Here is a 20,650-nt window from a genome sequence, read left to right as displayed (position 1 = left end):
ATGCGCCGGTCGGCCGATCCGCCGGGATACGCCGGACATGCCCCGACCGCCTGCCGGTCACTGGCGCCATGGCGTCGGCAGCCCGCAGCCTCACCCCTCGCAAAGAGCCCCCGATGGCCCCGCCGATATCCGACGTCCGGCCGCAGCCGGGCGATTGTCCATCTGTGGCCGCATCCAGCCGCCCAGAATCCGCAACCGATCTGCTCCGCCGGTGGATGACCGACAGCCTGAGTTGCGTCGCCGGCCGCCGCGAGTTCCTGAGAGACCGCTATTTCATTGCCCCGGTCGCCACCCCCGACGACGTCCGCAGCACCTTCACCGGCTTTCTGCAAGCCCTGGAGACGCGCCGCACGGTCGCCGGCCTGTTCGTGGCGACGGCGGAAAATGGCGGCCCGCTGCCACCAGAACCCGCCGCCGACGCCATGCGGCGCATGGCCGGGCTGATGTCGGTTCTGACCGATACGCCAGCCAGCCGGCTTGCCGATGGCGGTCAGTTGAACCGCCGCATCCGTCTGCGCTGCCCGGTCACCGACCGCATGCTGATGTTCGACGATTTCGACGCCGTCGCCTTCTGCCCGGCGGCACAGGATCCGGCCGATCCGCTCTATGACCCGATGATGGCGGCACCGGTGGTCTGTGCGAACCTGAATTCCGACGTCTATGCCTTTTCGATGTTCACCCGCGATACCTGCCTGCAGGCCCATGGCATGGAGGTCTGGGATCTGCCCGACGCGGCGACCCGGCGTCAGGTGTTCGCCCATGCCGCGGCCCTGTGGCAACGCTTCGCCGAGAAGACCATCCGCAATTACATCGCGATCACCGACACGGCACTCTGCCCCACCTTCATGGATGGCGATCACCGGCACTGGTATGCCAGCCATCAGGATCCGGCCTTTGCCGAAACCCGCAAGGAACTGTATCGCCACGACATGCCGGTGCTCTACACCGACCGGATCATCCAGCGCTGGATCGGCCTGTTCGACGGCGCGGAAGCGGCGAATGCCTTCGCGGCGGCGGCACCCTCGACACTCGACCTCACCCCCGCCGGCACCTTCGCCGGCACGATGACGGCCAACGACATGGCGGACGCGGCGGATGCCGCCGCCAATGCCGGCTGCCCCTTCGCCCACAGCCCTTCCCCCGCCCCGAAGCCCCCTGCCCCGAAGGTTGCCCGATGACGCTGATCGACCTGACCCACCCGCCGGACCGCCCGGCCGACGATGCCCCTGGCGCCCTGGTGCCGGCACGCGATGCCGCCGGCCGCCCCCTGACGCAGACGCAGACGCCAGTGTTGCGCCTGAATATCGGCCGCATCCGGCAGCGCTGGCACGAGATCGCCGCCGCCTTCGCCGGCTTCGACATCTATTACGCGGTAAAGGCCAATCCGCATCCGCAGGTTCTGGCGGCGCTGGCAGTGCTTGGCGCCCGCTTCGATGCCGCCAGCATCGGCGAGATCGAGGCCGTGCTGGCGACCGGCACACCGCCTGACCGGATTTCGTTCGGCAACACGATCAAGAAGCACCGCGACATCGCCATCGCCCACGCCCTGGGCGTGCGCCTGTTCGCGGTCGATGCCCCCGACGATCTTGCCAAGATCGCCGGTGCCGCCCCCGGGGCCATGGTGTTCTGCCGGCTGGACGTGGATGGCAGCGGTGCCGAATGGCCGCTCAGCCGCAAATTCGGCTGCGACCCGGACCGGGCCGTCGCATTGATGCTCCAGGCCCGGGCTTCGGGCCTCGACCCGGTCGGGATCAGCTTTCATGTCGGATCACAACAAGTGCGGCCACATGCCTTCGATGCGGCGCTTGAACGGGTGGCCGGGGTTGCGGCGCGGCTGCTGAATGCGGGGCTGCGCCTGCGGCTGGTGAATATCGGCGGCGGGCTGCCCGCCCGGTACACCACCGACATCCCGTCGCTGGCCCATTACAGTGCGGCCGTCGATCAGGCGATCGACCGGCATCTGCTGCCGGTTCTGGGCCGACGCCCCCGGCTTGCCGCGGAACTGGGGCGCGGTCTGGTCGCCGAGGCCGGGCAGATCGAAACCGAGGTGGTGCTGGTCGCCGATCGCGGCACCGGCGCCGACGCCCGGCGCTGGGTGTATATCGATATCGGCGTGTTCCACGGGCTGGCCGAGACGCTGGGCGAAGCCATCCGCTATCCGATCAGCCGGGTGTCGGCCGATGACGGCGCGCCGGATGAACCGACCGGCCCGGTCGTGCTCGCCGGCCCCACCTGCGACAGCGCCGATATTCTGTATGAACGCCGGCCGGTCGATCTGCCGCTGGGGCTACGATCGGGCGACCGGCTGGTGATCGGGGCCACCGGCGCCTATACCCACAGCTACAGCTCCGTCGGTTTCAACGGCCTGCCGCCGCTGCGCGTGGAATGCCATGATGACGTGCCGGCCGCGATGTGCCCGCCGGCCAGGCGGTCAGTCGCCGGCTGATGGCAGCGGCGTGAAGCGCCGGCGGGCTTCGGCCAGGCAGCGTGCCCGGTCGGGCAGGAAGCCTTCATCCAGCCACCAGGCTTCCAGTTCGGCCAGCGCCTGGCCCAGAGCCGGCCCCGGCTTCAACCCCATGGCGACCAGATCGGCGCCCCCCACCGGCAGGCCGGGCTGCTGCCAGCCCTCCAGAGCGGCCAGCGCGGCCCGGAACCCGGCAGCAGCGGTGTCGTCGCTGATGCCCCGGGCACGGCCCCGCGCCCAGCCGGCCAGCAGGCGGTCGCGGGTCGTGACCACGCCGTCGCGGTAGGCGGCGACCCGCGCCGCCAGCGGTGTCGGCGGCAGCGCGGGCAACCGTGGTGCCACCTCGGCCACCGCCGCAACCCGCGCCAGCATCTGGTTCGACGGCCGCAACCGCTCGATCCGCCGGCGCCAATGGTCGATGCTGTCGCCGGCCGGGCCACATACCGCCGCCAGCACCGCCAGCCGGCGTTCAGGATCGGGGATACCAAGCTCGGTTTCGATAGCGACAAGCGCGTCGAAGGGGCCGGTGTCGACCACCCCGCCCAGCACGTGATCCAGCACCCCCAGATCGGCCATCAGCAGGATCATGCCATCGCCGCCGGTCAGGCGGGGGCCGCGCAGGATGCGCAGGAATTCATCGCGGATCCGCTCCCCCGACAGGCTGTCGATCCGCTCGGCCAGTTCCCGGCAGGCATCGAGCGCCGTCCGATCGGGTGCGCCGCGGCCGATCCGCGCCTCGAAGCGGAAGAATCTCAGGATACGCAGCACGTCTTCCAGAATGCGGCGGCGGGCATCGCCGATGAACCGCACCCGGCCATTGGCCAGATCCGCCAGCCCGTCGAACGGGTCGTACAACCGGCCATCGGCCGAGAGCGACATGGCGTTGACGGTGAAATCGCGCCGCCTGGCATCTTCAGACCAGTCCTGGGTGAATGCCACCACCGCCCGCCTTCCATCGGTGGCGACGTCGCGGCGCAGCGTGGTCACCTCCACCGGCACCCGGTCGGCGACCAGCGTCACCGTGCCATGGTCGATGCCGGTGGGCACCGCCTTGATGCCGGCCTGGGCTGCGGCGGCCATCACCGCATCCGGCAGCAGGGTGGTCGCCAGATCGATATCGGCCGAGGGCTGCCCCGCCATCAGGTCGCGCACCGCGCCGCCCACGAAACGCGCTTCGCCGCCCGCGGCGGCCAGCGCCGCCAGCACCCGGCGCACCGGCGCCGCCGTCATTGCCGGCGGCAGGGCAAGGCCGGTCGCGACCGGATCGGTGCGCGCCGGCAGCACGGGTTCTGAACTGGGCATGGCTCTGTATGGTCTCGGTGTCAGCGGGGGATGGGGCAGGCAGATGAGTATCAGCGGGCGCCGTAATGCCCCGGCACGATCCGGCCATCCTCCATATGCGGCGGCACATAGATACCCGGATCAGGCCGTGGCCCGATGGCCTGCCCGAACACGAACAATGACCCGCCAAGCGCCAGCACCGCAAGCGCCGTCACCCAGGGGGGCGGCGGCGCCGGCGCGACGCCGCGCCGTTCCCGCACGCGATCGGCCCACAGCACCCAGCCGCCATACAGCAGAAACGGCGCCAGGAACGGCAGGACATAGGTCAGCAGAATCCGCATGCCGCCGGCCTAGAGCGCCGGCCGGCGGTCAGCGGCACCGCCGGTCAGGCTGGCTCCGGAGATGCCGGCGGCGACGGGTGCGGCCGGCAGGTCGGCGCCCTGAAGACCCAGCCCCGCATCCAGAACCCGGGTCAGGTTGACCAGCATGCCGGCGGTCGCCCCCCAGATGTAATAGCGGCCGAAGGGGAAGGCATACCAGTGGCGCACCACCCCGCCCCGCTCCAGCGAATGGCGTTTGCGGTTGCGCGGATCCATGAAGAAGCTGAGCGGCACCTCGAACACCTCCGCCACCTCGAACGGGTCGGGGATGATCTCCACCGGCGGCGTCACCAGCCCCACGATCGGCACCACGTGAAAGCCGGTGGTGGTCTCGTAGGTGTCGAGCCGGCCAATGATCCGGATATGCGCACGATCGACGCCGATCTCCTCGCGGGTCTCGCGCAGCGCGGTATCCACCGCATCGATGTCGCCCTCGTCAACCCGGCCGCCGGGAAAGGCCACCTGGCCCGCATGGGCGTGCAGATGCTGGGTGCGCTGGGTCAGCAGCACGGTCAGCCCGGCCGAGCGCTCGACCAGCGGCACCAGCACCGCCGCCGGCCGCTTGGCGCCGGCGATCCGGCTGCCGGGGTTCAGAACATAGTCGCCATTGACCGCCGGGGTGTCCGGGTCGATGCCGACGGCATTGGGCAGGCTGTCGTTGAAGACCGCGACGATATCGGCGGCGACGGTCATCGGCCGGCCCCCGCCGCGATGCGGTCATCCTCGAATTCGGGCGATCCCAGATAATGGGTCATGCCGGCGCTTTCCACCGCCAGCACCTCGGCGCCGGTGTCGGGATGGCGCCGGATATCGGCCAGATCGACCAATTGATAATAAACCGCGCGGCCAAGCAGCGCCTCCAGCCCCCGGCCAACCGTCAGATAGGGTGCCAGATCGCCGCTGTCGGGGCGTGGCCGCAAGACCAGCGGATGCGCATCGTCCAGCGGCACCTCGGCCTCGACATTGGTGGTGAAGACGATCCGGGCATCGCGACCGGTGCCCTCGACCCGCATGGCGGTGACGATATAGGCCGCGTCCTCCACCTGGATCCGGCACTTCTCGACCGGGGTTTCCAACCAGTAATCGCCATCCGCGTCGCGATGCAGCACGGTCGAGAACAGCTTGACCAGCGCATGCCGCCCGATCGGTGTGCCCAGATAGAACCAGGTGCCGTCGCGGGCGATGCGCATGTCGATGTCGCCGCAGAAGAACGGGCCCTTGCGGCGCGGCCCGCCTTCGGCCGCGGCCGTGCCGTCGCCACCCGCAGGCGGCGTGCCCAGGCCCAGCCGCCCCGCCAGTTCGGTGCCCCGTGCCGCCGGCGCGCCGCCGGCCGCGGTGCCCTTGCCGTCATTGGCGCTCATGCCTCATCCTCCGTCTTTGTCGCCAGCCAGCGCCGACGCAGGGCCTCGCCGTGACGGGCAAGCCAGTTCAGCGCCACGATGGTGGTCGCGTTGTCCAGCCGGTCGCCGTCGAGCAGCGCTACGGCATCGGCGCGCGACAGGGCGAAGACCTTGATGTCCTCGTTCTCTTCGGCAAGTCCGGCCCGGTCGGCGCGGGTACCGGCCGCCACCTCGCCCACATAGAGATGCACCCATTCGTCACAGGCGCCCGGCGAGGGCTGATATACCGATATGGCCTCGATCCGCCCGACCTCAAGGCCGGCTTCCTCCACCGCCTCGCGGCGGGCGACCATTTCCGGGGTCTCGCCCGCATCGATGATTCCGGCCACGATCTCGATCATCCAGGGGCTGGCCGCGCCATACAGGCCGCCGGCGCGGAATTGTTCGATCAGCACCACCTCGTCGCGGACCGGATCATAGGGCAGCACCGCCGAGGCGATGCCGCGTTCAAAGATCTCGCGGGAAAACGGTTCCGTCCAGCCACCATCCATCGCCCGGTGGCGCAGGGTGACCCGCACGATCCGGAAATAGCCGTCATACAGGATCTCACGCCCCAGGATCTCGACGTCATCGCGACCAAAGGATGCGGCCTCGACAGGCACGGTATGGCTGGGTTCGGACATGCGGGCTCGGGCTCCGGTGGATCGGGGGGCGGCACCATACGGCGGCGCGCGCCCCCCCTGTATACGACAGCGGGCGGTTACGGCCACCATTCTGGCCGCAACCGCCCGGGTGGTCGAGCGACCATGCCGTGGCAATCTGAAGGGCGGCCATGCGCCGCGCCGGCGGCCCGGTCAGCGATGCTCAGGCGGCCACCGCCGCCCGTGAGATGATGCCCTCGGCATCGGTGCCGGTGGGCAGGGTGCCATAGAACCCGCCATGATCGCCGCCCAGCCGGCTGGCCAGCCAGGCTTCGGCCAGGGTTTCCGGCGCATGATCGATCAGTTCGGCCCCCGCCAGCGCCAGCCCCAGATCGCCGACCAGCCGCCGCGCGCGGAATTCCAGATCGGCATTCGACCCCAGCGCCGCCAGCGTGCGGTCGAGATGGGCATCATAGCGGGCATCGGCGCCGCGATTGCGCATCAGCCGGGCGGCCAGCGCCTCACGCGTCGCGGGTTCGCGACCAAGAGCGCGCAGCACATCCAGCGCGATCACATTGCCCGACCCTTCCCAGATCGCGTTCAGCGGCGCCTCGCGATACAGCCGCGGCAGGCCGCTTTCCTCGACATAGCCATTGCCGCCCAGGCATTCCATCGCCTCGTAGATGAAGCCCGGCGCGCGCTTGCACACCCAGTATTTCACCACGGCGGTGGCGATACGCGCGAAGGCCTGTTCCTGCGGATCGGCGCCGCTCTGCTCGAAGGAATGGGCCAGTCGCATCACCATGCGCATCCCGGCCTCCTGCTCCAGCGCCAGATCGGCCAGCACATTGCGCATCGCCGGCTGGTCCACCAGCCGGGCGCCGAAGGCCTGGCGGTGGCGGGCGTGATGGATCGCCTGGGTCAGCGCCTGGCGCATCAGCCCCGATGCCCCCAGCGCGCAATCCAGCCGGGTGTGATGGACCATCTCGATGATGGTGCGCACCCCGCGCCCCTCGGGCCCGACCCGAACCGCATAAGCGCCGCGCAGCTCGATTTCCGACGAGGCGTTGGACCGGTTGCCGACCTTGTCCTTCAGCCGCTGGATATGCATGGCATTGCGGCTGCCATCGGGCCGGCGGCGCGGCATCAGGAAACAGGTGACGCCGGCATCGGTCTGGGCCAGCACCAGAAAGCCGTCGCACATCGGCGCCGAGCAGAACCATTTATGGCCGGTCAGCTCATAGACCTCCTGGCCGTCCTCTTCGCCCACACGCACCGCCCGGGTGGTGTTGGCGCGGACGTCGGACCCGCCCTGTTTCTCGGTCATCGCCATGCCCAGGGTCAACCCGGCCTTTTCCGGCGCTGGAATGGCGCGCGGGTCATACTGGGTGCTCAGCACGCCGGGCAGCCAGCGCTCCGCCACCGCCGGCTCCTGCTTCAGCGCCGGGACCACCGCGAAGGTCATGGTCATCGGGCACATGGTGCCGGCCTCGGCCTGGCAGTGCATATAGACCAGGGCCGATCGCGCGACCATGGCGCCGGGGCGCGGATCGGTCCAGGCCAGGGAATGCATGCCGGCGCCCACCGCTTCGGCCATCAGCGCGTGATAGGCCGGATGAAAGCGCACCTCGTCGATCCGGTTGCCATAGCGGTCATGGGTGGTCAGTTCGGGCGGAAACCGGTTGGCGTCATGTCCCAGCGCCAGCATCGGCCCGCCGGTCCTGGCGCCGTAATCCGACAGCAGCCCGCGCGCCCAGCCGCCGCCGAAACCCTCGACCGCCTCGCCGAGCGCCTGATCGCCGGCATAGAGATTGGCCTCCAGCAGCGGCACCTGATTGAACACCGCATGGGTGGCGCCGGGCGCCGCAGCGGGTGCCAGTGCCGGTGATGACGATGACGATGACGATGATGATGCAAGGGGGGTCTGGTCGGTCATCGGAGGTCTCCGGAATGGATGTCGGGATGGATGATGACGGTCTTCAGGACAGGGGATGCGGCCCGCGGCCCAGGCCCTCGATGGCCCGCTGCGCAATCCGCAGCGTGTCGCTCGGCGCATCCGGGCGGCCGGTCAGGCCGCGCCGGCAGAAGCCGACGATGTCGGCGATCATGGTGGCATCGGCATCGGTCAGGGCGTTGCGGCCGCTGTCGATCCGCCGGGCGCGAGCCAGCGGCCCGACCAGGGTTTCGCTGACGATGCCGACCATGGCGGCGGCCGCGATTTCGGGCGGCTGCGGGCTCAGGGTCTCTTCGGCAAGTCCGGTCGCCACCGCCTCGGCATAAAGGGCCGTGTAGCGCCGCCGCGACGCCAGCCGCTCGGCATCGACCAGCGGGTCGACCGGTTCGGCCAGCAGGGCATAGGCCAGTGCCCGCCCCGCCAGGGCACGGGCGGCGAAGGTGGCAACCGCAAAGGCGATCCGCCGGTCGGCCGGCCCCTGACCGCGGATCGCATCGGCAACCGCCTGATATTCATGCCCCGATGCCCGCCGGAACAGTTCCGCGCACAGTTCCGCCTTCGAGGTGAAATGGCGATAAACGGTGCCCACGGCCACCTCGGCATCTTCCGCAACCGCGCTGACCGACAGCCCGGCAAAGCCCGCGCGCCGCACGATGCCGAAGCCCGCGATGCATAGCCGCTCGCGGGTCTTGACCGGCGTCACCGGCATCTGATCCGCCGGCACCTGATCGGCCGGCAGCGATCGGCCGTCCGGCGCATGTTCATCCATCACCCTCTGCCTTCAGTCCGGGATCGCCGCTGGCCGCACAACGCTGACAGCCCGCTTGCGATCACCGATGTGAATCCGGATTCACATCGAGCCACAGCGGCGGCGGCGGCGCAAGTCTGTTTGCGTGGCGTCGCCTCGAAAACCATGCGCGCAAACAAAAATCCGCGCATTCGATGGAATGCGCGGTTCATGGTACTGCCCGACATGGTGACGCGGAAGAAATGGCTGGGGCGCCAGGATTCGAACCTGGGATCACGGGATCAAAACCCGATGCCTTACCGCTTGGCTACGCCCCAACGCGCCGGGCCGAACCATAGTACGGACCACAGCGGTTTTCAACTGGATGCAGAGGGTGTTTCACGGATTTCGGGAGCCACCGCCAGCACCCGGCCGGCGGCCACCCACCACGACGGACGGGCGGCGGCAAGCCGGACCGATGCGGCTTTCGCGGCATCAGGGCTGGCGAACAGGGCGAAACAGGTGGCGCCCGAGCCGGACATGCGCGTGAAACATGCCCCCGGCAACGCCGCCAGTGCCGTCTCGACATCGGCGATCACCGGCAGCAGCACGCGGGCGGGCGGCGCCAGGTCGTTGGTCGCATCGGCCAGCGCCGCCAGAAGCTGCGGCAGATCGCCGGCATCGGGCAGCGAGGCCGGCGCCGAGGCCACGGCGCCCGATGCGGCACGCGCCTTGAAGACGGCCGGGGTCGACAGCGGCATCAGCGGATTGGCCAGCACCAGCCCCATCCCGCCGAGCAGGCGGGCGGTGGGGTGGCCAAGCGGCGTCACCACCTCGCCCACCCCGGCGATCCGGGCGGGACAGGCCGCAACACACATCGCCACATCGGCACCCAGTTGCCCGGCCACGTCCATCACCACCGGCCGCGGCACACCCCATGCGCCGGACAGCAGGCGCAGCACGGCGGCGGCATCGGCCGATCCGCCGCCGATGCCACTGGCCACCGGCAGGCGCTTGTCCAGGGCAATCATCCGGGGAAGCGGCCGGTTCACCCGCCCCGCCAGCGCCGCCGCCGCGCGCATCGCGAGATTGTCGGCCGGCATGGTGCAGGCGAGATCGGCCGCGAAGCGACCGGTCAGGCGAAAAACCGTCTCCGCGCCGGCGGGCAGCGGCCACGGGTCCACCACCACCCGATCGCCGATATCGGCAAACACCACCAGACTGTCCAGCAGGTGATAGCCATCGTCACGCCGGCCGGTGACATGCAGATGCAGGTTGATCTTGGCGGCGCCCAGCGTTTCCAGCGGCCCGGTTCCGGCGCCGGCCAAGCCATATCCGGCCGCCCTGCTCATCCTCTCCCCGGCTGTCCTCGTCCCGGCCGTCATCGCCCAATCGTCATTCTGCGGCGGCAGCGCGGGCGATGCTGGCACCACTGGCGTCGACCACGCCGGCCGAGCGCAGGATGCCGGCCGCCGGCGGCAGGCCCTCGTTCAGCTTGCGGCGCAGCGCCTCGGCCTGGGCCGGCTCGGGATTGAAGACCAGGGCATGGCTCCACTGGAACCGGGCCTCGCGGTCGCGGCCGACCCGCCAATAGGCGTCGCCCAGATGATCGTTGATGGTGGGATCGTTGGGCTGCAGCATCACCGCCTGCTCCAGCCGCTCCACCGCCTCGTCGAACAGACCGAGCTGATAGAGCGCCCAGCCCAGGCTATCAATGATGAACCCGTCGCGCGGCCGCAGGGCCACAGCACGCTCCAGCATGCCGCGAGCCCGGGCGAGGTTCATGCCCTTCTCAACCCATGAATAGCCCAGATAATTCAGCACCAGCGGCTGATCGGGGGACAGTTGCAGCGCGGTCAGGAAATCCGCCTCGGCTTCGGGCCAGCGCCCGGCGCGTTCATAGGCGACGCCGCGGGCATAGAACAGATCCCATTGCTCCGGCCCCGGCTGGCCGCCAAGGGATGCGATCACCTGACCATAGGCCGCGGCGGCATCGTCCCAACGCTCCTGCTGGCGGTAGATCTCGGCCAGACTGATCACGGCGTCGCGCTGCCCGGCGTCGACACGCGCCTTCAGCAGGGTCTCTGCCTGCTCGGTCTCGCCCTTGCGGGCCAGATTCTCGGCAATGCGGATCGCGGCCGCATCGGCGACGGCGCCGTCATCGTCGATGGTGCGGAAGGTGTCGAGCGCCGCGCGATGATCGCCCGCGCGTTCATAAATCTCACCCACCAGATAGCGGGCATCGGCGAAATCGGGCCGCATATACAGCGCCAGACGGCCATAGAACAGAGCGGCGCCCAGAACCTGATCGCGCAGCAGCAGCCCGGCGACGCTGTACAGCGCTTCGGCGATGCCGGCGCGATAATCGGGCACGGTCCGTGGCAGGTCGTCGCCGGCCTCGATCCGCGCCAGCGTGCGGCGCAAGGTGGTGCTTTCCGGCGCGTCGCGCAGCATCTCGCGATACAATTGCCCCGCCATGTCACGATTGCCGGTCCGCACCAGATGCGAGGCATAGGCCTGGATAAGCCGCACCGATGTCGGCCCGCCCGCCGACAGCGCCAGCTCATAATTCGCCGTGGCACCATCGGTCTGGCCGGCCAGATCGTGGATCAGCGCCGCATGTTGATAGCGGAAGCTTGCGAAGGCCGGATTGCCGGCAAGACGGTCGAGCGCCGTCACCGCCTCACCCGACCGGCCGCGGCCATAGCGGATCCAGGCATCGACCACCGGCGCCAGCAGGCCGTTGACGCCGCCGCGATCCATCCGGTCGGCCATCCGCTCCGCCTCGATCAACTCGCCCGTGTTGATGCTATGAAGGATCAGCAGCAGATCGGAAAAGGGGGCGGCAGGCTCCAGCGCCTGCACACGGCCGGCATAGTCCAGCGCCTGATCGATATCGCCTTCGCCCGCCGTCAACAGCATGGCGCGACGCAGCAACTCGGCATCGTTTGGCGCCTGATCCAGCGCCGCGCGATAGAACGACGCGGCCGCCGAAAAATCGTCACGGGTCTGGGCATAGCGCCCGGCCAGGTAGTTGCCGGTGAAGGTGCGGCCGACACGGACCTCGCTCACCGGCCCCGCGACAGGTCCGGCGCACGCCGCCAGCAGACCCGCTGCAAGGGCCGCGACGATCATCGCACCCGCCCGTCCGCTGCCTGCCCGTCTCATACGCAAGTCCATCCCGTCGATCGGCTCGCGCCGGTCCGTGCTTATAACAGCCGGCCGGCCCCCTGGTCGCTCTCCGGTTGCCCGGACCGCCATTCGTCGCATGTGCCCCACGTCCAGGCAAGGCTGGCCACGGCATCCGGCAGGCCTGCGACATTTTCGTCTCGTACCGCGTTGCGGCAATGTCACCATTGGACACGTTGACCACCCGCCTGTCCAGCGCCGAGGCTGGTGCGACCCGTGTACCGGATCGGGCGACCCATGCGTGTAACGCCGGGCTCGACGCTTGACCTTCGCCCGGCTTTGGCGCACAAATCACGGGTTACAAAGAAGGGCCGCGCTGCCGATGGGTGGCGGGTGCCCGTATCCCCGATGGGAGCCGGCTCGATTCTGCCCGCCGCCCGCCTCTTGCGAGGCCGGGCGCTTCTGTGCGTGTCAGCCCGGCCCCTTTCAGAGCGGGCACGGCCCGCGTGGTGTTTGCCGGACGCGGTGAGCGCCCGTACCTTGAGGAAGTGGTGCTATGGGTAGCAAGAACAACCCGAAGAACCGTGGCGCTGTCGCGGTTGAGAAGCTCTTCGACGGCAAGAAGGTGAAGCCGGTCCTGTATGTCGGCTCGAATGTCGGCCATGGCCGGTATATCGCGGCGCAGGACGACGGTGGCAAGCTGGTCAACGACCATGCCGGCCGCCCGGTTGCCTGGCGCGATATCTGATTGCGTCATCCGGTGCCCCGGCCCGCCGGGGATCCTGGATGACCGATGAAACAGCCGCATCCATGGCCATGGATGCGGCTGTTTCACTATGGGCATGACCGATCATGCGGCGACGGACGGCACCGGCCCTGCGTCATCAGGACGCAGCATCGTCAGGACGCAGCATCGTCAGGACGCTCCGGCCGGCTGCGGCACGAAGCGCGCGGCCGTGTCGTCGCGGAACCGCACCACGCCACGCGCGACACTGCCCTCGATCGACAGATCGACTTCCAGATCCTGAACCGTGCCGCCACGCCACACACCCTGCCCGGCAGCCAGTTGGACCCGGCCGCCGCCGGCATCCGGCAGCCCCGCCACCACCAGCCGACCGGCCTGCACACTCTCGGCGCCGTCATCCGCGCCGGTCCGCACCGGCAGATAGGCATCCAGGTTCAAGCGGTCGAAAGCCAGCCGCCCGCCCAGCCGCCAGGCGCCGTCGGGGCCGCCCCAGGCCGCCGACAATCCGCCCGCGACATCGGCACCATCGACCGTGCCCGACAGATCGGCAAGGTTCAGCCCCTGGGGTGCCAGGGCCGCCCTGGCCCGCAGCGCCACCCGGCCGAAACGGCCGGTGGCGGTATCGGGTGCTTCACCATCATTGAAACCGGCGATCAGCCCCGCGGCAGACCGCGCCTGCAGGGTCACGGCACCATCGAAGCCCAGGCCGCCACCGCGCGGGCCGATCCGCCCCTCGGCATCCAGTCGCGAGACGCCGGCGGTGCTTTCGATCGAAAATGCCGGCATCAGCAGATCGCCGCCCGTGCGCGGGTCGCGACGCAGGCCGATCACCAGACCGGTCAGCCCCGGCAGGTCGGGCCGCCCGGTTTCGACCGATGCGGCCTTCAGATCCAACTGCCGCGGCAGGGCCGCCAGCAGGGCCACGGTGGCACCGGGCGCGGCAGCCGCCTCGATCCACGGCGCCAGATCCAGCCGCCCGACATCCAGCCGCATGGTGGTGCCTTCGCCCGGCACCCAGTGCACGGCGCCTTGCGCGCTGGTCTCGCCAAGGACGAGTTGGCCGTCATCCAGCCGCGCGCCGGCCGCCCCCGCCGACAACTGGCCGGTCAGTCGCAAGGGCAGGCCGAAGGGCACGGGCGGCGTTTCCGTCACGCCCGACACATCCGACACCAGCCCGGCCAGCACGCCGGCATCACCGGCCTTCATATCCACGCGGCCCTTGAAGCCGCCATCCGTCACCTGGCCGTCATAGGTCAGCAGCGCGCCGCCGGCGATCAGCGTCAACCGGCCGGCAATCGCCTGGGCACCGTCCGGGTCGGCACTGCCCAGGCGGGTCTCAACCAGCACCGGCACACCGCCAGCCGCCAGCCGTCCCCTGATCTCGCGCACACCGGCGCCGGTGGTGGTGGCATCGATCTCTATCCCGTCGATCAGAACCCGGCGATCGCCGCCCAGGCCCAGATCCAGGGTGCCGTTGCGGATCGACAGCGACGGCACCGCCGCGATCAGCGCCTCGGCACCCGACGACGCCGCGGTCTCGGGCCCCTGATTCTCCAGCGCCATCCGCGGCCCATCGAGGTCGAGCCGCCGGGGCGTGAAGCCGCCGCCCGCCAGATCCAGCACCGACAGGCCGATCACCATCCGGTCGGCCGCAAGCCCGGTCTGGGGATCGGCGCCGATCCGCACGTCATTGAGGGTAAGGTCCAGCCCCGGCAGCAGCCTGAGTTGCATGGCCCCGGCAATGCTGACCGGCTCGCCGGTCGCATTGGCGATCCGATCGGCCATCGACTGGGCCACCGACGGTGCCACCTGCCGCAGATCCTGGCCCGGCAGCCACACAGCCCCCGCAACCGCGATCGCGGCGATGCCGATCACGATCAGACTGCCGGCGGCAATGGCGATACGGGCGGCGGACGACATCGGCGCGAGGTTCCCTTTCAGATCGGATCCGGTCAGCGGCAGCGGCGTGTCTCAAGGGGCGAGAGGCCGCATGATACAACAGCCACAGCGCTGCCGTGGCATCAACATCCGGGGCCGCCGCCACATCACGCGGCCCCCTTGTGCGGAAATGCCACTCGCCCCCGGCCACGCGCCGCCTTAGTGTTCACAAGGCCGGCCCTTGCCGGAAGGTTCAAACGGCCGGCCCATGGCCGGCATCGCAGCGCCATAGACCCTAGCCGGGGCCGCAGGTATGGGCAACTCCGCCGGTACAGTGCAGGCATTCCGGTCGTCTTGCCCCGGGAGATGCCGACCATGGGTGACATCATCAACCTGAAGGACGCGCGCAAGCAGCGCGCCCGTGCGGAGAAAGAGGCCCGCGCGGCCGAAAACCGCGCCCGCTTCGGCATGAGCCGGTTTCAGCGCACCCTGCGCGATACCGAACGCGACCGGGACCGCCATATCCTGGACCTGAAGCGGTTGACCGGAGACGACCCCGACAAGACGCCACAGCGCTGACCGGACGCCAGCGCGCTGAATGGCCGGCGGAGCTGGACTTTACCGGTCGAGCGGCCGGGTCACATCCGCCAGCCACGCGGCCACATCGGGCGCGACCAGCGGCCCCACCTCGGCCAGCACCCGGGCATGATAGGCGTCGACCCAGTCGCACTCGGCCGCCGTCAGCATGTCGGCGCGGATCAGCGTGCGGTCGATCGGCGCGAGCGTGATGGTATCGAAGGCCAGGAACCGCCGCCCCGCGAAGCCGATGCCATCCTCGCGCACCACCACCAGATTCTCGATCCGGATGCCATAGCGGCCGGGCTCGTAATAGCCGGGCTCGTCCGACAGGATCATGCCCGGTTCCAGCGCCACGCCCGACACCTTCGAAATCCGCTGTGGCCCCTCATGGACCGACAGATAACTGCCGACGCCATGGCCGGTGCCATGGTCGAAATCCAGCCCCGCCGCCCACAGGTGATGACGCGCCAGCACATCGAGCTGCGCGCCGGTGGTGCCGGCCGGGAAACGGGCGGTCGCGACCGCGATATGGCCCTTCAGCACCAGGGTGAACGACCGCGCCACCGCGTCGGGCATAGCGCCGATGCCGATGGTGCGGGTGACATCGGTGGTGCCGTCCAGGAACTGGCCGCCGCTGTCGACCAGATAGATCTCGCCCGGGACCAGCCGGCGGTTGCTGCGCTCATTCACCCGGTAATGGGCCATGGCGGCGTTGGGTCCGGCGGCCGAGATGGTCTCGAAGCTCATGCCGCGATAATGATCCAGCCCGCGCCGCAGCGCGCCAAGCTTCTCTGCCGCGTCCAGCTCGGTCACCCGGCCCATGGGGGCCTCGGCGGCGATCCAGGCCAGGAAGGTGACCAGCGCGCCCGCGTCACGCAGATGCGCCGCTCTTGTCCCCGCCAGTTCCACCGCATTCTTGCGCGCCTTGGGCAGGGCGATCGGCGACGCGCCCTCGACAACCGTGGCGCCCGCCGCCTTCAGTCGCAGATCGGCCCAGACCGTGGCGGTCGCCGGATCGATCAGCACCCGCCGGCCGGCGCAGGCATCCAGCGCCGCCCCCAGCCCCTCGACCGGCGCCACCCGCGCCTCGCCCGCCAGATGGGTCAGCGCCGCCTGGGTCAGCTTGCGCGGGTCGATGAACATCTGCGTGGCGCCATCGGCATCGATCAACCCGAAGCCCAGGGGCATCGGCGCGCAGGGCACGTCGGCGCCGCGGATGTTCAGCAGCCAGGCCAGATCCTCAGGCAGCGTCATCAGATAGGCATCGGCGCCGGCGGCCCGGATCGCGGCCCCGATCCGCGCACGCTTGGCCGCCACCGGCTCGCCCGCGAAACGCTCGTCATGGGGCACCACCGGCCCCAGCGGCAGGGCGGCGCGGCCGTTCCACACGGCGTCCACCGGGTTGCCATCCAGCGCCACCAGATCGATGCCCGCCGGCGAGAGCTGGCGCTGCCAGCGGGCCAGTTCCCCCGGCGTGTGCAGATGCGGATCATAGCCGATCCGCGCACCACGATCCGCCACCTCGGCCAGCCATGTCATCGGCGCCCGATCGACCACATGGCAGCGTTCGAACACCGCCCCGTCGACCTCCTGTTCGGCCTGAATGGTATAGCGGCCATCAATGAAGATCGCCGCCCGGTCGCCAAGGATGATCGCGGTGCCGGCCGAGCCATGAAAGCCGGTGATCCAGCCCAGCCGTTCCGCCGCCCGGGGCACATATTCGCCCTGGTGTTCGTCGGCGCGGGGCACGATGAAGCCATCGACGCCCGCCGCCGCCAGCCGGGCGCGCAGCCGGGCGACCCGGCCGGCGGTATCGGGCGCATCATCCCACAGGCCGTCGGCCGGCTCGGCCCCCGTCTTGGCGCGCCGCCGCACCAGATCGGCCACCAGGGCCGGATCATGTGGCCCGGCGCCAAGAATCAGATCGATCCAGCCCTCGTCATCCGCAGGCACCGCCGACGCGTTGATCCCGGCCAGCACCGCATCCAGATCGCCCGGTCGCAGGCGCGATCCGGCCGCGGCAAGCCGGGCGCCCAGATCGTCGCCGGGGCTGCGCTGCGGATTGGTTCCGTCCGGGGTGGCTGCGGTCATCGACGGCCTCGACAGAGAAGATGTTGGAGGAAAAATGATCAGTGCCGGTGATCAGTGCCGGTCTGGCCGCTGCGGCCAGGCACGCCGCATCAGCAATGTCGTCCAGCCATCCAGCACCAGCCGGGCTTCCAGAACCAGGCCACGCCGGCGATAGGCGTTGCGCACCCAGGCATCCTGACGCGGGGTCAGCCCCGACAGCACCAGCCGCCCGCCCGGTGCCAGATGCCGCACCACCACCGGCGCCATCCGCGCCAGCGGACGGGCCAGGATATTGGCCAGGATCAGGTTGTACGGCCCGTATGCCGTCACCTCGGGCCGGCGGAAGCCTTCCGAGATCAGCGGGATCACCCGGTCGCGCACATGGTTGATGTGGATATTCTCGGCGGTCACCGCAACCGATCGCGGATCATTGTCGACCGCCAGCACCCGGCGGCGCAGCATGCGCGGGTTCAGCCGCTTGGCGGCGCCGATCGCCAGCACGCCCGAGCCGCAGCCCATGTCCAGCACACGCCGGACCGGCAACCGCCGGCGGGCGATGCGATCGATCATGGTCAGGCAGCCCCGGGTGGTGCCGTGTTCGCCCGATCCGAAGGCCTGGCCGGCATCGACCACGATGCCGATCGCCCCCGGCGGCACCACGTCGCCCGACAGATGGCTGCCATGGACCACGAAGCGGCCGGCCTTGATCGGCACGAAGCTCTTCAGAACGTCGCTTGCCCAGTCGCGATCCTCCAGCCGGTCCAGCGCGGGGCTTTCCAGCGGAATATCCAGCGCCGCCGCCAGCACGGCGACACGGGTGGAGATCACCGCCATATCGGGCCGGGCACCGCGGGCATAGCCGCTGACCCGCCACCACAGGCCGTCCTCCACCACCTCGAAGCTGGTCAGGCTTTCGACGAAGGGTTCAAGCGCGGTTTCAACCGCGGAAACATGGTCCAGCCCCGGGACATCCAGGGTCAGCCGCCACACCAGGCGGGCGGGATCAGACGGGCTCGACAAAGCGATCGATCACTTTCTTCCGGCCGACACCATCGAACACCACCTGCAGCTTGTCGCCTTCGATGCGTTCGATGAATCCGGCGCCATATTTGGCATGGGACACCCGCATGCCGATCTTGAACGACGAGGTGTCGGCGGCCTTGGCGGCCGCCGCGGCCTGTCCGGGTGTGCGGCCACTGGTCGGCTGAAGCCGGCGCGGCGCGAAATCGCGACCGCCGCCGGCCGTGCCGCCAGATCCTGCGCGATCGTTCACCCGAACCGCCGATCCGTCGATGGTGCGGGTGGACAGGTCGTCGGCCAGGCGTGTGGCACGGTCGTAAACCTCCGTCTGCGCATAAGGGTCGGGCGCCGCATGGTCCGATGGCCGGCCGCGGCCCGCGGGCTGCCATCCGCCCTGGCGGTTGCCGCCATAAACCCCGGTCTGCCCCGACAGCTCGATATGGGCCGCCGGCAGTTCCTCGACGAAACGCGACGGCACCGAAGACAGCCACTGGTTATAGACCCGCCGGTTGGCGGCGAAGCTGATCACCGCCCGGCGCCGGGCGCGGGTCAGCCCGACATAGGCCAGCCGACGTTCTTCCTCCAGCCCCTCGCGTCCGCTTTCCTCAAGCGCACGCTCATGGGGGAAGACGCCCTCTTCCCAGCCGGGCAGGAACACGGTGTCGAATTCCAGCCCCTTGGCGCCGTGCAGGGTCATCAGGCTGACCATCTCGTCGCCGGCCCGGGTGTCGACATCCATCACCAGCGAGACATGTTCCAGAAAGGCCGGCAGGCTGTCGAATTCCTCGACCGTGCGGGCCAGTTCCTTCAGATTGTCCAGCCGGCCCTGGGCTTCCGGGGTCTTCTCGGCCTGCCACATGCCGGTCAGGCCGCTTTCATCCAGCATCCGGCGCACGACCTCGCCATGGGTCTCATGCGACAACGCCTCGCGCCAGCCGGCGATCAGCCGCGCCAGATCGCCCAGCGCCGCCCGCGCCTTCGGGCGCAGCGCATTGGTGATGGCCGGCTCGCCCGCCGCCACCAGCAGCGGCACGCCCTCGGCCCGCGCCGCCACCGCCAGCGCCTGAACCGAGGCGTCGCCCAGCCCGCGCTTGGGCACGTTCACGATCCGCTCGAAGGCCAGATCATCGGCGCTGGCGATCATCAGCCGCAGATAGGCCAGCGCGTCGCGCACCTCGGCGCGCTCGAAGAACCGCAGGCCGCCCACCACCCGATAGGGCAGACCGATGGTCACGAAGCGGTCTTCGAAGGCGCGGGTCTGGTGGCCGGCACGCACCAGCACCGCCATGTCCGACAGCGACAGCCCCTGCGCGCGCAGATGTTCGATCACATCCGAGACGAAGCGCGCCTCCTCGTCGCCATCCCAGCAGCCCTGAATGCGGACGCGCTCACCCTCGCCGTCATCGGTCCACAGCGTCTTGCCCAGCCGGCCTTCATTATGGGCGATCAACGCCCCGGCAGCGCCCAGAATATGGCCGGTGGAGCGATAATTCCGTTCCAGCCGCACCACGGTCGCATCGGGGAAATCGGTCTCGAACCGCAGGATGTTGCCGACCTCGGCGCCGCGCCAGGAATAGATCGACTGGTCGTCGTCGCCCACGCAGCAGATGTTGTGATGGGCCTGCGCCAGCAGCCGCAGCCACAGATACTGGGCCACGTTGGTATCCTGATACTCGTCGACCAGAATATAGCGGAAGCGGCGCTGCCAGTCGGTCAGGATGTCGGGGTGCTGGCGGAACAGCCGGATGCATTCCATCAGCAGATCGCCGAAATCGGCCGCGTTCAGCTCCTTCAGCCGAGCCTGATAGGCGGCATAAAGGTCGGATCCGCGGCCGCGGGCGAATTCATGCGCCTCCACCCCCGGCACCTCGGCCGGCTGATAGGCCTTGTCCTTCCAGCGCTGGATGGCGCCGACCAGCACCTTGGGCGGCCAGCGCTTCTCGTCCACGCCCGCCGCCTGGATCACCTGCTTGGCCAGGCGGATCTGGTCGTCGGTGTCCAGGATGGTGAAGGTGGAACTCAGGCCCACCAGTTCGGCATGACGCCTGAGGATGCGGGCCGCCAGCGAATGGAAGGTGCCGAACCACAGCCCGCTTTCATCGCCGCCGATCAGCCGCGCCACCCGCTCGCGCATTTCGCGCGCGGCCTTGTTGGTGAAGGTGACCGCCAGGATCTGCCAGGGCCGTGCCCGCCCGGTATCGACCAGATGGGCAAGCCGGGTGGTCAGCACGCGGGTCTTGCCGGTCCCGGCCCCCGCCAGCACCAGCACCGGCCCGTCGAGCGTTTCCACCGCCGCCCGCTGTTCGGCATTCAGCCCGTCGAGATAGGCATGGGTGCCGCGGGCGCCATGGTCCTGCGGCAGCGGCGCCTGTGGTTCCGGCAGGCTGAATGGATCGGACATCGGGTCGACCGGACCTCTTCCTCTGGATCTTCCGGGGGCTG

The 20,650-nt window shown here is 69.7% G+C and carries 17 protein-coding genes and 1 tRNA gene; 4 read left to right on the top strand and 14 right to left on the bottom strand.

Translation table 11 applies throughout. The features are described 5' to 3' along the window. Positions 1 to 215: 215 nt before the first annotated feature. Together WG924_RS16955 and WG924_RS16950 are read left to right on the top strand one after the other, a co-directional pair. A complete protein-coding gene (locus WG924_RS16955; RefSeq protein WP_345934286.1) occupies positions 216 to 1,178 on the top strand; it encodes a hypothetical protein in 963 nt (320 codons plus the stop codon). After that, positions 1,175 to 2,446: a type III PLP-dependent enzyme gene (locus WG924_RS16950; RefSeq protein ID WP_345934285.1), complete on the top strand. Its 1,272-nt coding sequence runs from the start codon at positions 1,175 to 1,177 to the stop codon at positions 2,444 to 2,446. The genes WG924_RS16955 and WG924_RS16950 overlap by 4 nt, the downstream gene beginning before the upstream one ends. Here the strand turns inward: WG924_RS16950 and WG924_RS16945 are convergent. From WG924_RS16945 to WG924_RS16900, 10 genes are all read right to left on the bottom strand, one after another. Continuing rightward, on the bottom strand, positions 2,432 to 3,766 hold the full coding sequence (locus WG924_RS16945) for a CCA tRNA nucleotidyltransferase (protein WP_345934284.1): 1,335 nt from the start codon (positions 3,764 to 3,766) through the stop codon (positions 2,432 to 2,434). The genes WG924_RS16950 and WG924_RS16945 overlap by 15 nt on opposite strands. Before the next feature lie 50 nt (positions 3,767 to 3,816). Continuing rightward, positions 3,817 to 4,086 carry a DUF6111 family protein gene (locus WG924_RS16940; RefSeq protein ID WP_345934283.1) on the bottom strand — a complete coding sequence of 90 codons (270 nt, stop codon included), beginning with the start codon at positions 4,084 to 4,086 and terminating at the stop codon, positions 3,817 to 3,819. A gap of 9 nt (positions 4,087 to 4,095) precedes the next feature. Further along, positions 4,096 to 4,818 carry a CoA pyrophosphatase gene (locus WG924_RS16935; protein WP_345934282.1) on the bottom strand — a complete coding sequence of 241 codons (723 nt, stop codon included), beginning with the start codon at positions 4,816 to 4,818 and terminating at the stop codon, positions 4,096 to 4,098. Next, on the bottom strand, positions 4,815 to 5,486 hold the full coding sequence (locus WG924_RS16930) for a DUF1285 domain-containing protein (RefSeq protein WP_345934281.1): 672 nt from the start codon (positions 5,484 to 5,486) through the stop codon (positions 4,815 to 4,817). Before WG924_RS16930 ends, WG924_RS16935 begins: the two co-directional genes overlap by 4 nt. Further along, complete coding sequence (locus WG924_RS16925; RefSeq protein ID WP_345934280.1) at positions 5,483 to 6,148, bottom strand: NUDIX domain-containing protein; 666 nt, start codon at positions 6,146 to 6,148, stop codon at positions 5,483 to 5,485. Before WG924_RS16925 ends, WG924_RS16930 begins: the two co-directional genes overlap by 4 nt. 181 nt (positions 6,149 to 6,329) lie before the next feature. Then, on the bottom strand, positions 6,330 to 8,042 hold the full coding sequence (locus WG924_RS16920) for an isovaleryl-CoA dehydrogenase (protein WP_345934279.1): 1,713 nt from the start codon (positions 8,040 to 8,042) through the stop codon (positions 6,330 to 6,332). A 43-nt stretch (positions 8,043 to 8,085) separates the two neighbouring features. Further along, on the bottom strand, positions 8,086 to 8,829 hold the full coding sequence (locus tag WG924_RS16915) for a TetR/AcrR family transcriptional regulator (RefSeq protein ID WP_345934277.1): 744 nt from the start codon (positions 8,827 to 8,829) through the stop codon (positions 8,086 to 8,088). 222 nt (positions 8,830 to 9,051) lie between these two features. Next, a tRNA-Gln gene (locus tag WG924_RS16910) sits at positions 9,052 to 9,125 on the bottom strand. 39 nt (positions 9,126 to 9,164) lie between these two features. After that, complete coding sequence (locus tag WG924_RS16905) at positions 9,165 to 10,139, bottom strand: 4-(cytidine 5'-diphospho)-2-C-methyl-D-erythritol kinase (protein ID WP_345934276.1); 975 nt, start codon at positions 10,137 to 10,139, stop codon at positions 9,165 to 9,167. A 43-nt stretch (positions 10,140 to 10,182) separates the two neighbouring features. Next, positions 10,183 to 11,955, bottom strand: coding sequence for a tetratricopeptide repeat protein (locus WG924_RS16900; RefSeq protein WP_188574033.1), 1,773 nt, complete (start codon positions 11,953 to 11,955; stop codon positions 10,183 to 10,185). Positions 11,956 to 12,472: 517 nt separating this feature from the next. Between WG924_RS16900 and WG924_RS16895 the strand changes: the two genes are divergently transcribed. Beyond that, positions 12,473 to 12,664 (top strand): hypothetical protein, encoded by a 192-nt coding sequence (locus tag WG924_RS16895; protein WP_188574032.1) that lies wholly within the window; start codon positions 12,473 to 12,475, stop codon positions 12,662 to 12,664. Positions 12,665 to 12,832: 168 nt separating this feature from the next. Here the strand turns inward: WG924_RS16895 and WG924_RS16890 are convergent, their stop codons facing one another. Then, the gene (locus WG924_RS16890; RefSeq protein ID WP_188574031.1) at positions 12,833 to 14,581 is read right to left on the bottom strand and encodes an AsmA family protein; all 1,749 of its coding nucleotides are present in this window, start codon (positions 14,579 to 14,581) and stop codon (positions 12,833 to 12,835) included. 333 nt (positions 14,582 to 14,914) lie between these two features. Between WG924_RS16890 and WG924_RS16885 the strand changes: the two genes are divergently transcribed. Then, complete coding sequence (locus tag WG924_RS16885) at positions 14,915 to 15,118, top strand: DUF4169 family protein (protein ID WP_188574030.1); 204 nt, start codon at positions 14,915 to 14,917, stop codon at positions 15,116 to 15,118. A 39-nt stretch (positions 15,119 to 15,157) separates the two neighbouring features. On the opposite strand, the gene WG924_RS16880 is transcribed toward WG924_RS16885, so the two are convergent. From WG924_RS16880 to WG924_RS16870, 3 genes are read right to left on the bottom strand one after another with little or no spacing between them, the layout of a single operon-like run. Then, positions 15,158 to 17,209 carry a M24 family metallopeptidase gene (locus tag WG924_RS16880; protein WP_345934274.1) on the bottom strand — a complete coding sequence of 684 codons (2,052 nt, stop codon included), beginning with the start codon at positions 17,207 to 17,209 and terminating at the stop codon, positions 15,158 to 15,160. 51 nt (positions 17,210 to 17,260) lie between these two features. Continuing rightward, the gene (locus WG924_RS16875) at positions 17,261 to 18,208 is read right to left on the bottom strand and encodes a 50S ribosomal protein L11 methyltransferase (RefSeq protein ID WP_345934271.1); all 948 of its coding nucleotides are present in this window, start codon (positions 18,206 to 18,208) and stop codon (positions 17,261 to 17,263) included. Then, positions 18,192 to 20,609 carry an ATP-dependent helicase gene (locus tag WG924_RS16870; RefSeq protein ID WP_345934269.1) on the bottom strand — a complete coding sequence of 806 codons (2,418 nt, stop codon included), beginning with the start codon at positions 20,607 to 20,609 and terminating at the stop codon, positions 18,192 to 18,194. Before WG924_RS16870 ends, WG924_RS16875 begins: the two co-directional genes overlap by 17 nt. Positions 20,610 to 20,650: the final 41 nt, after the last annotated feature.

Origin of the sequence: Tistrella arctica (assembly GCF_039630945.1) — a bacterium.
GTDB lineage: Bacteria > Pseudomonadota > Alphaproteobacteria > Tistrellales > Tistrellaceae > Tistrella > Tistrella bauzanensis.
The sequence above is the reverse complement of the archived record's forward strand: the minus strand, read 5'-3'. Positions and strand labels throughout refer to the sequence as shown.

Bases quoted from the DNA above. Each gene is read 5' to 3' on its own strand.
- WG924_RS16955 (WP_345934286.1), top strand. From the start codon at position 216: ATGACCGACAGCCTGAGTTGCGTCGCCGGCCGCCGCGAGTTCCTGAGA.
- WG924_RS16950 (WP_345934285.1), top strand. From the start codon at position 1,175: ATGACGCTGATCGACCTGACCCACCCGCCGGACCGCCCGGCCGACGAT.
- WG924_RS16945 (WP_345934284.1), bottom strand. From the start codon at position 3,766: ATGCCCAGTTCAGAACCCGTGCTGCCGGCGCGCACCGATCCGGTCGCG.
- WG924_RS16940 (WP_345934283.1), bottom strand. From the start codon at position 4,086: ATGCGGATTCTGCTGACCTATGTCCTGCCGTTCCTGGCGCCGTTTCTG.
- WG924_RS16935 (WP_345934282.1), bottom strand. From the start codon at position 4,818: ATGACCGTCGCCGCCGATATCGTCGCGGTCTTCAACGACAGCCTGCCC.
- WG924_RS16930 (WP_345934281.1), bottom strand. From the start codon at position 5,486: ATGAGCGCCAATGACGGCAAGGGCACCGCGGCCGGCGGCGCGCCGGCG.
- WG924_RS16925 (WP_345934280.1), bottom strand. From the start codon at position 6,148: ATGTCCGAACCCAGCCATACCGTGCCTGTCGAGGCCGCATCCTTTGGT.
- WG924_RS16920 (WP_345934279.1), bottom strand. From the start codon at position 8,042: ATGACCGACCAGACCCCCCTTGCATCATCATCGTCATCGTCATCGTCA.
- WG924_RS16915 (WP_345934277.1), bottom strand. From the start codon at position 8,829: ATGGATGAACATGCGCCGGACGGCCGATCGCTGCCGGCCGATCAGGTG.
- WG924_RS16905 (WP_345934276.1), bottom strand. From the start codon at position 10,139: ATGAGCAGGGCGGCCGGATATGGCTTGGCCGGCGCCGGAACCGGGCCG.
- WG924_RS16900 (WP_188574033.1), bottom strand. From the start codon at position 11,955: ATGAGACGGGCAGGCAGCGGACGGGCGGGTGCGATGATCGTCGCGGCC.
- WG924_RS16895 (WP_188574032.1), top strand. From the start codon at position 12,473: ATGGGTAGCAAGAACAACCCGAAGAACCGTGGCGCTGTCGCGGTTGAG.
- WG924_RS16890 (WP_188574031.1), bottom strand. From the start codon at position 14,581: ATGTCGTCCGCCGCCCGTATCGCCATTGCCGCCGGCAGTCTGATCGTG.
- WG924_RS16885 (WP_188574030.1), top strand. From the start codon at position 14,915: ATGGGTGACATCATCAACCTGAAGGACGCGCGCAAGCAGCGCGCCCGT.
- WG924_RS16880 (WP_345934274.1), bottom strand. From the start codon at position 17,209: ATGACCGCAGCCACCCCGGACGGAACCAATCCGCAGCGCAGCCCCGGC.
- WG924_RS16870 (WP_345934269.1), bottom strand. From the start codon at position 20,609: ATGTCCGATCCATTCAGCCTGCCGGAACCACAGGCGCCGCTGCCGCAG.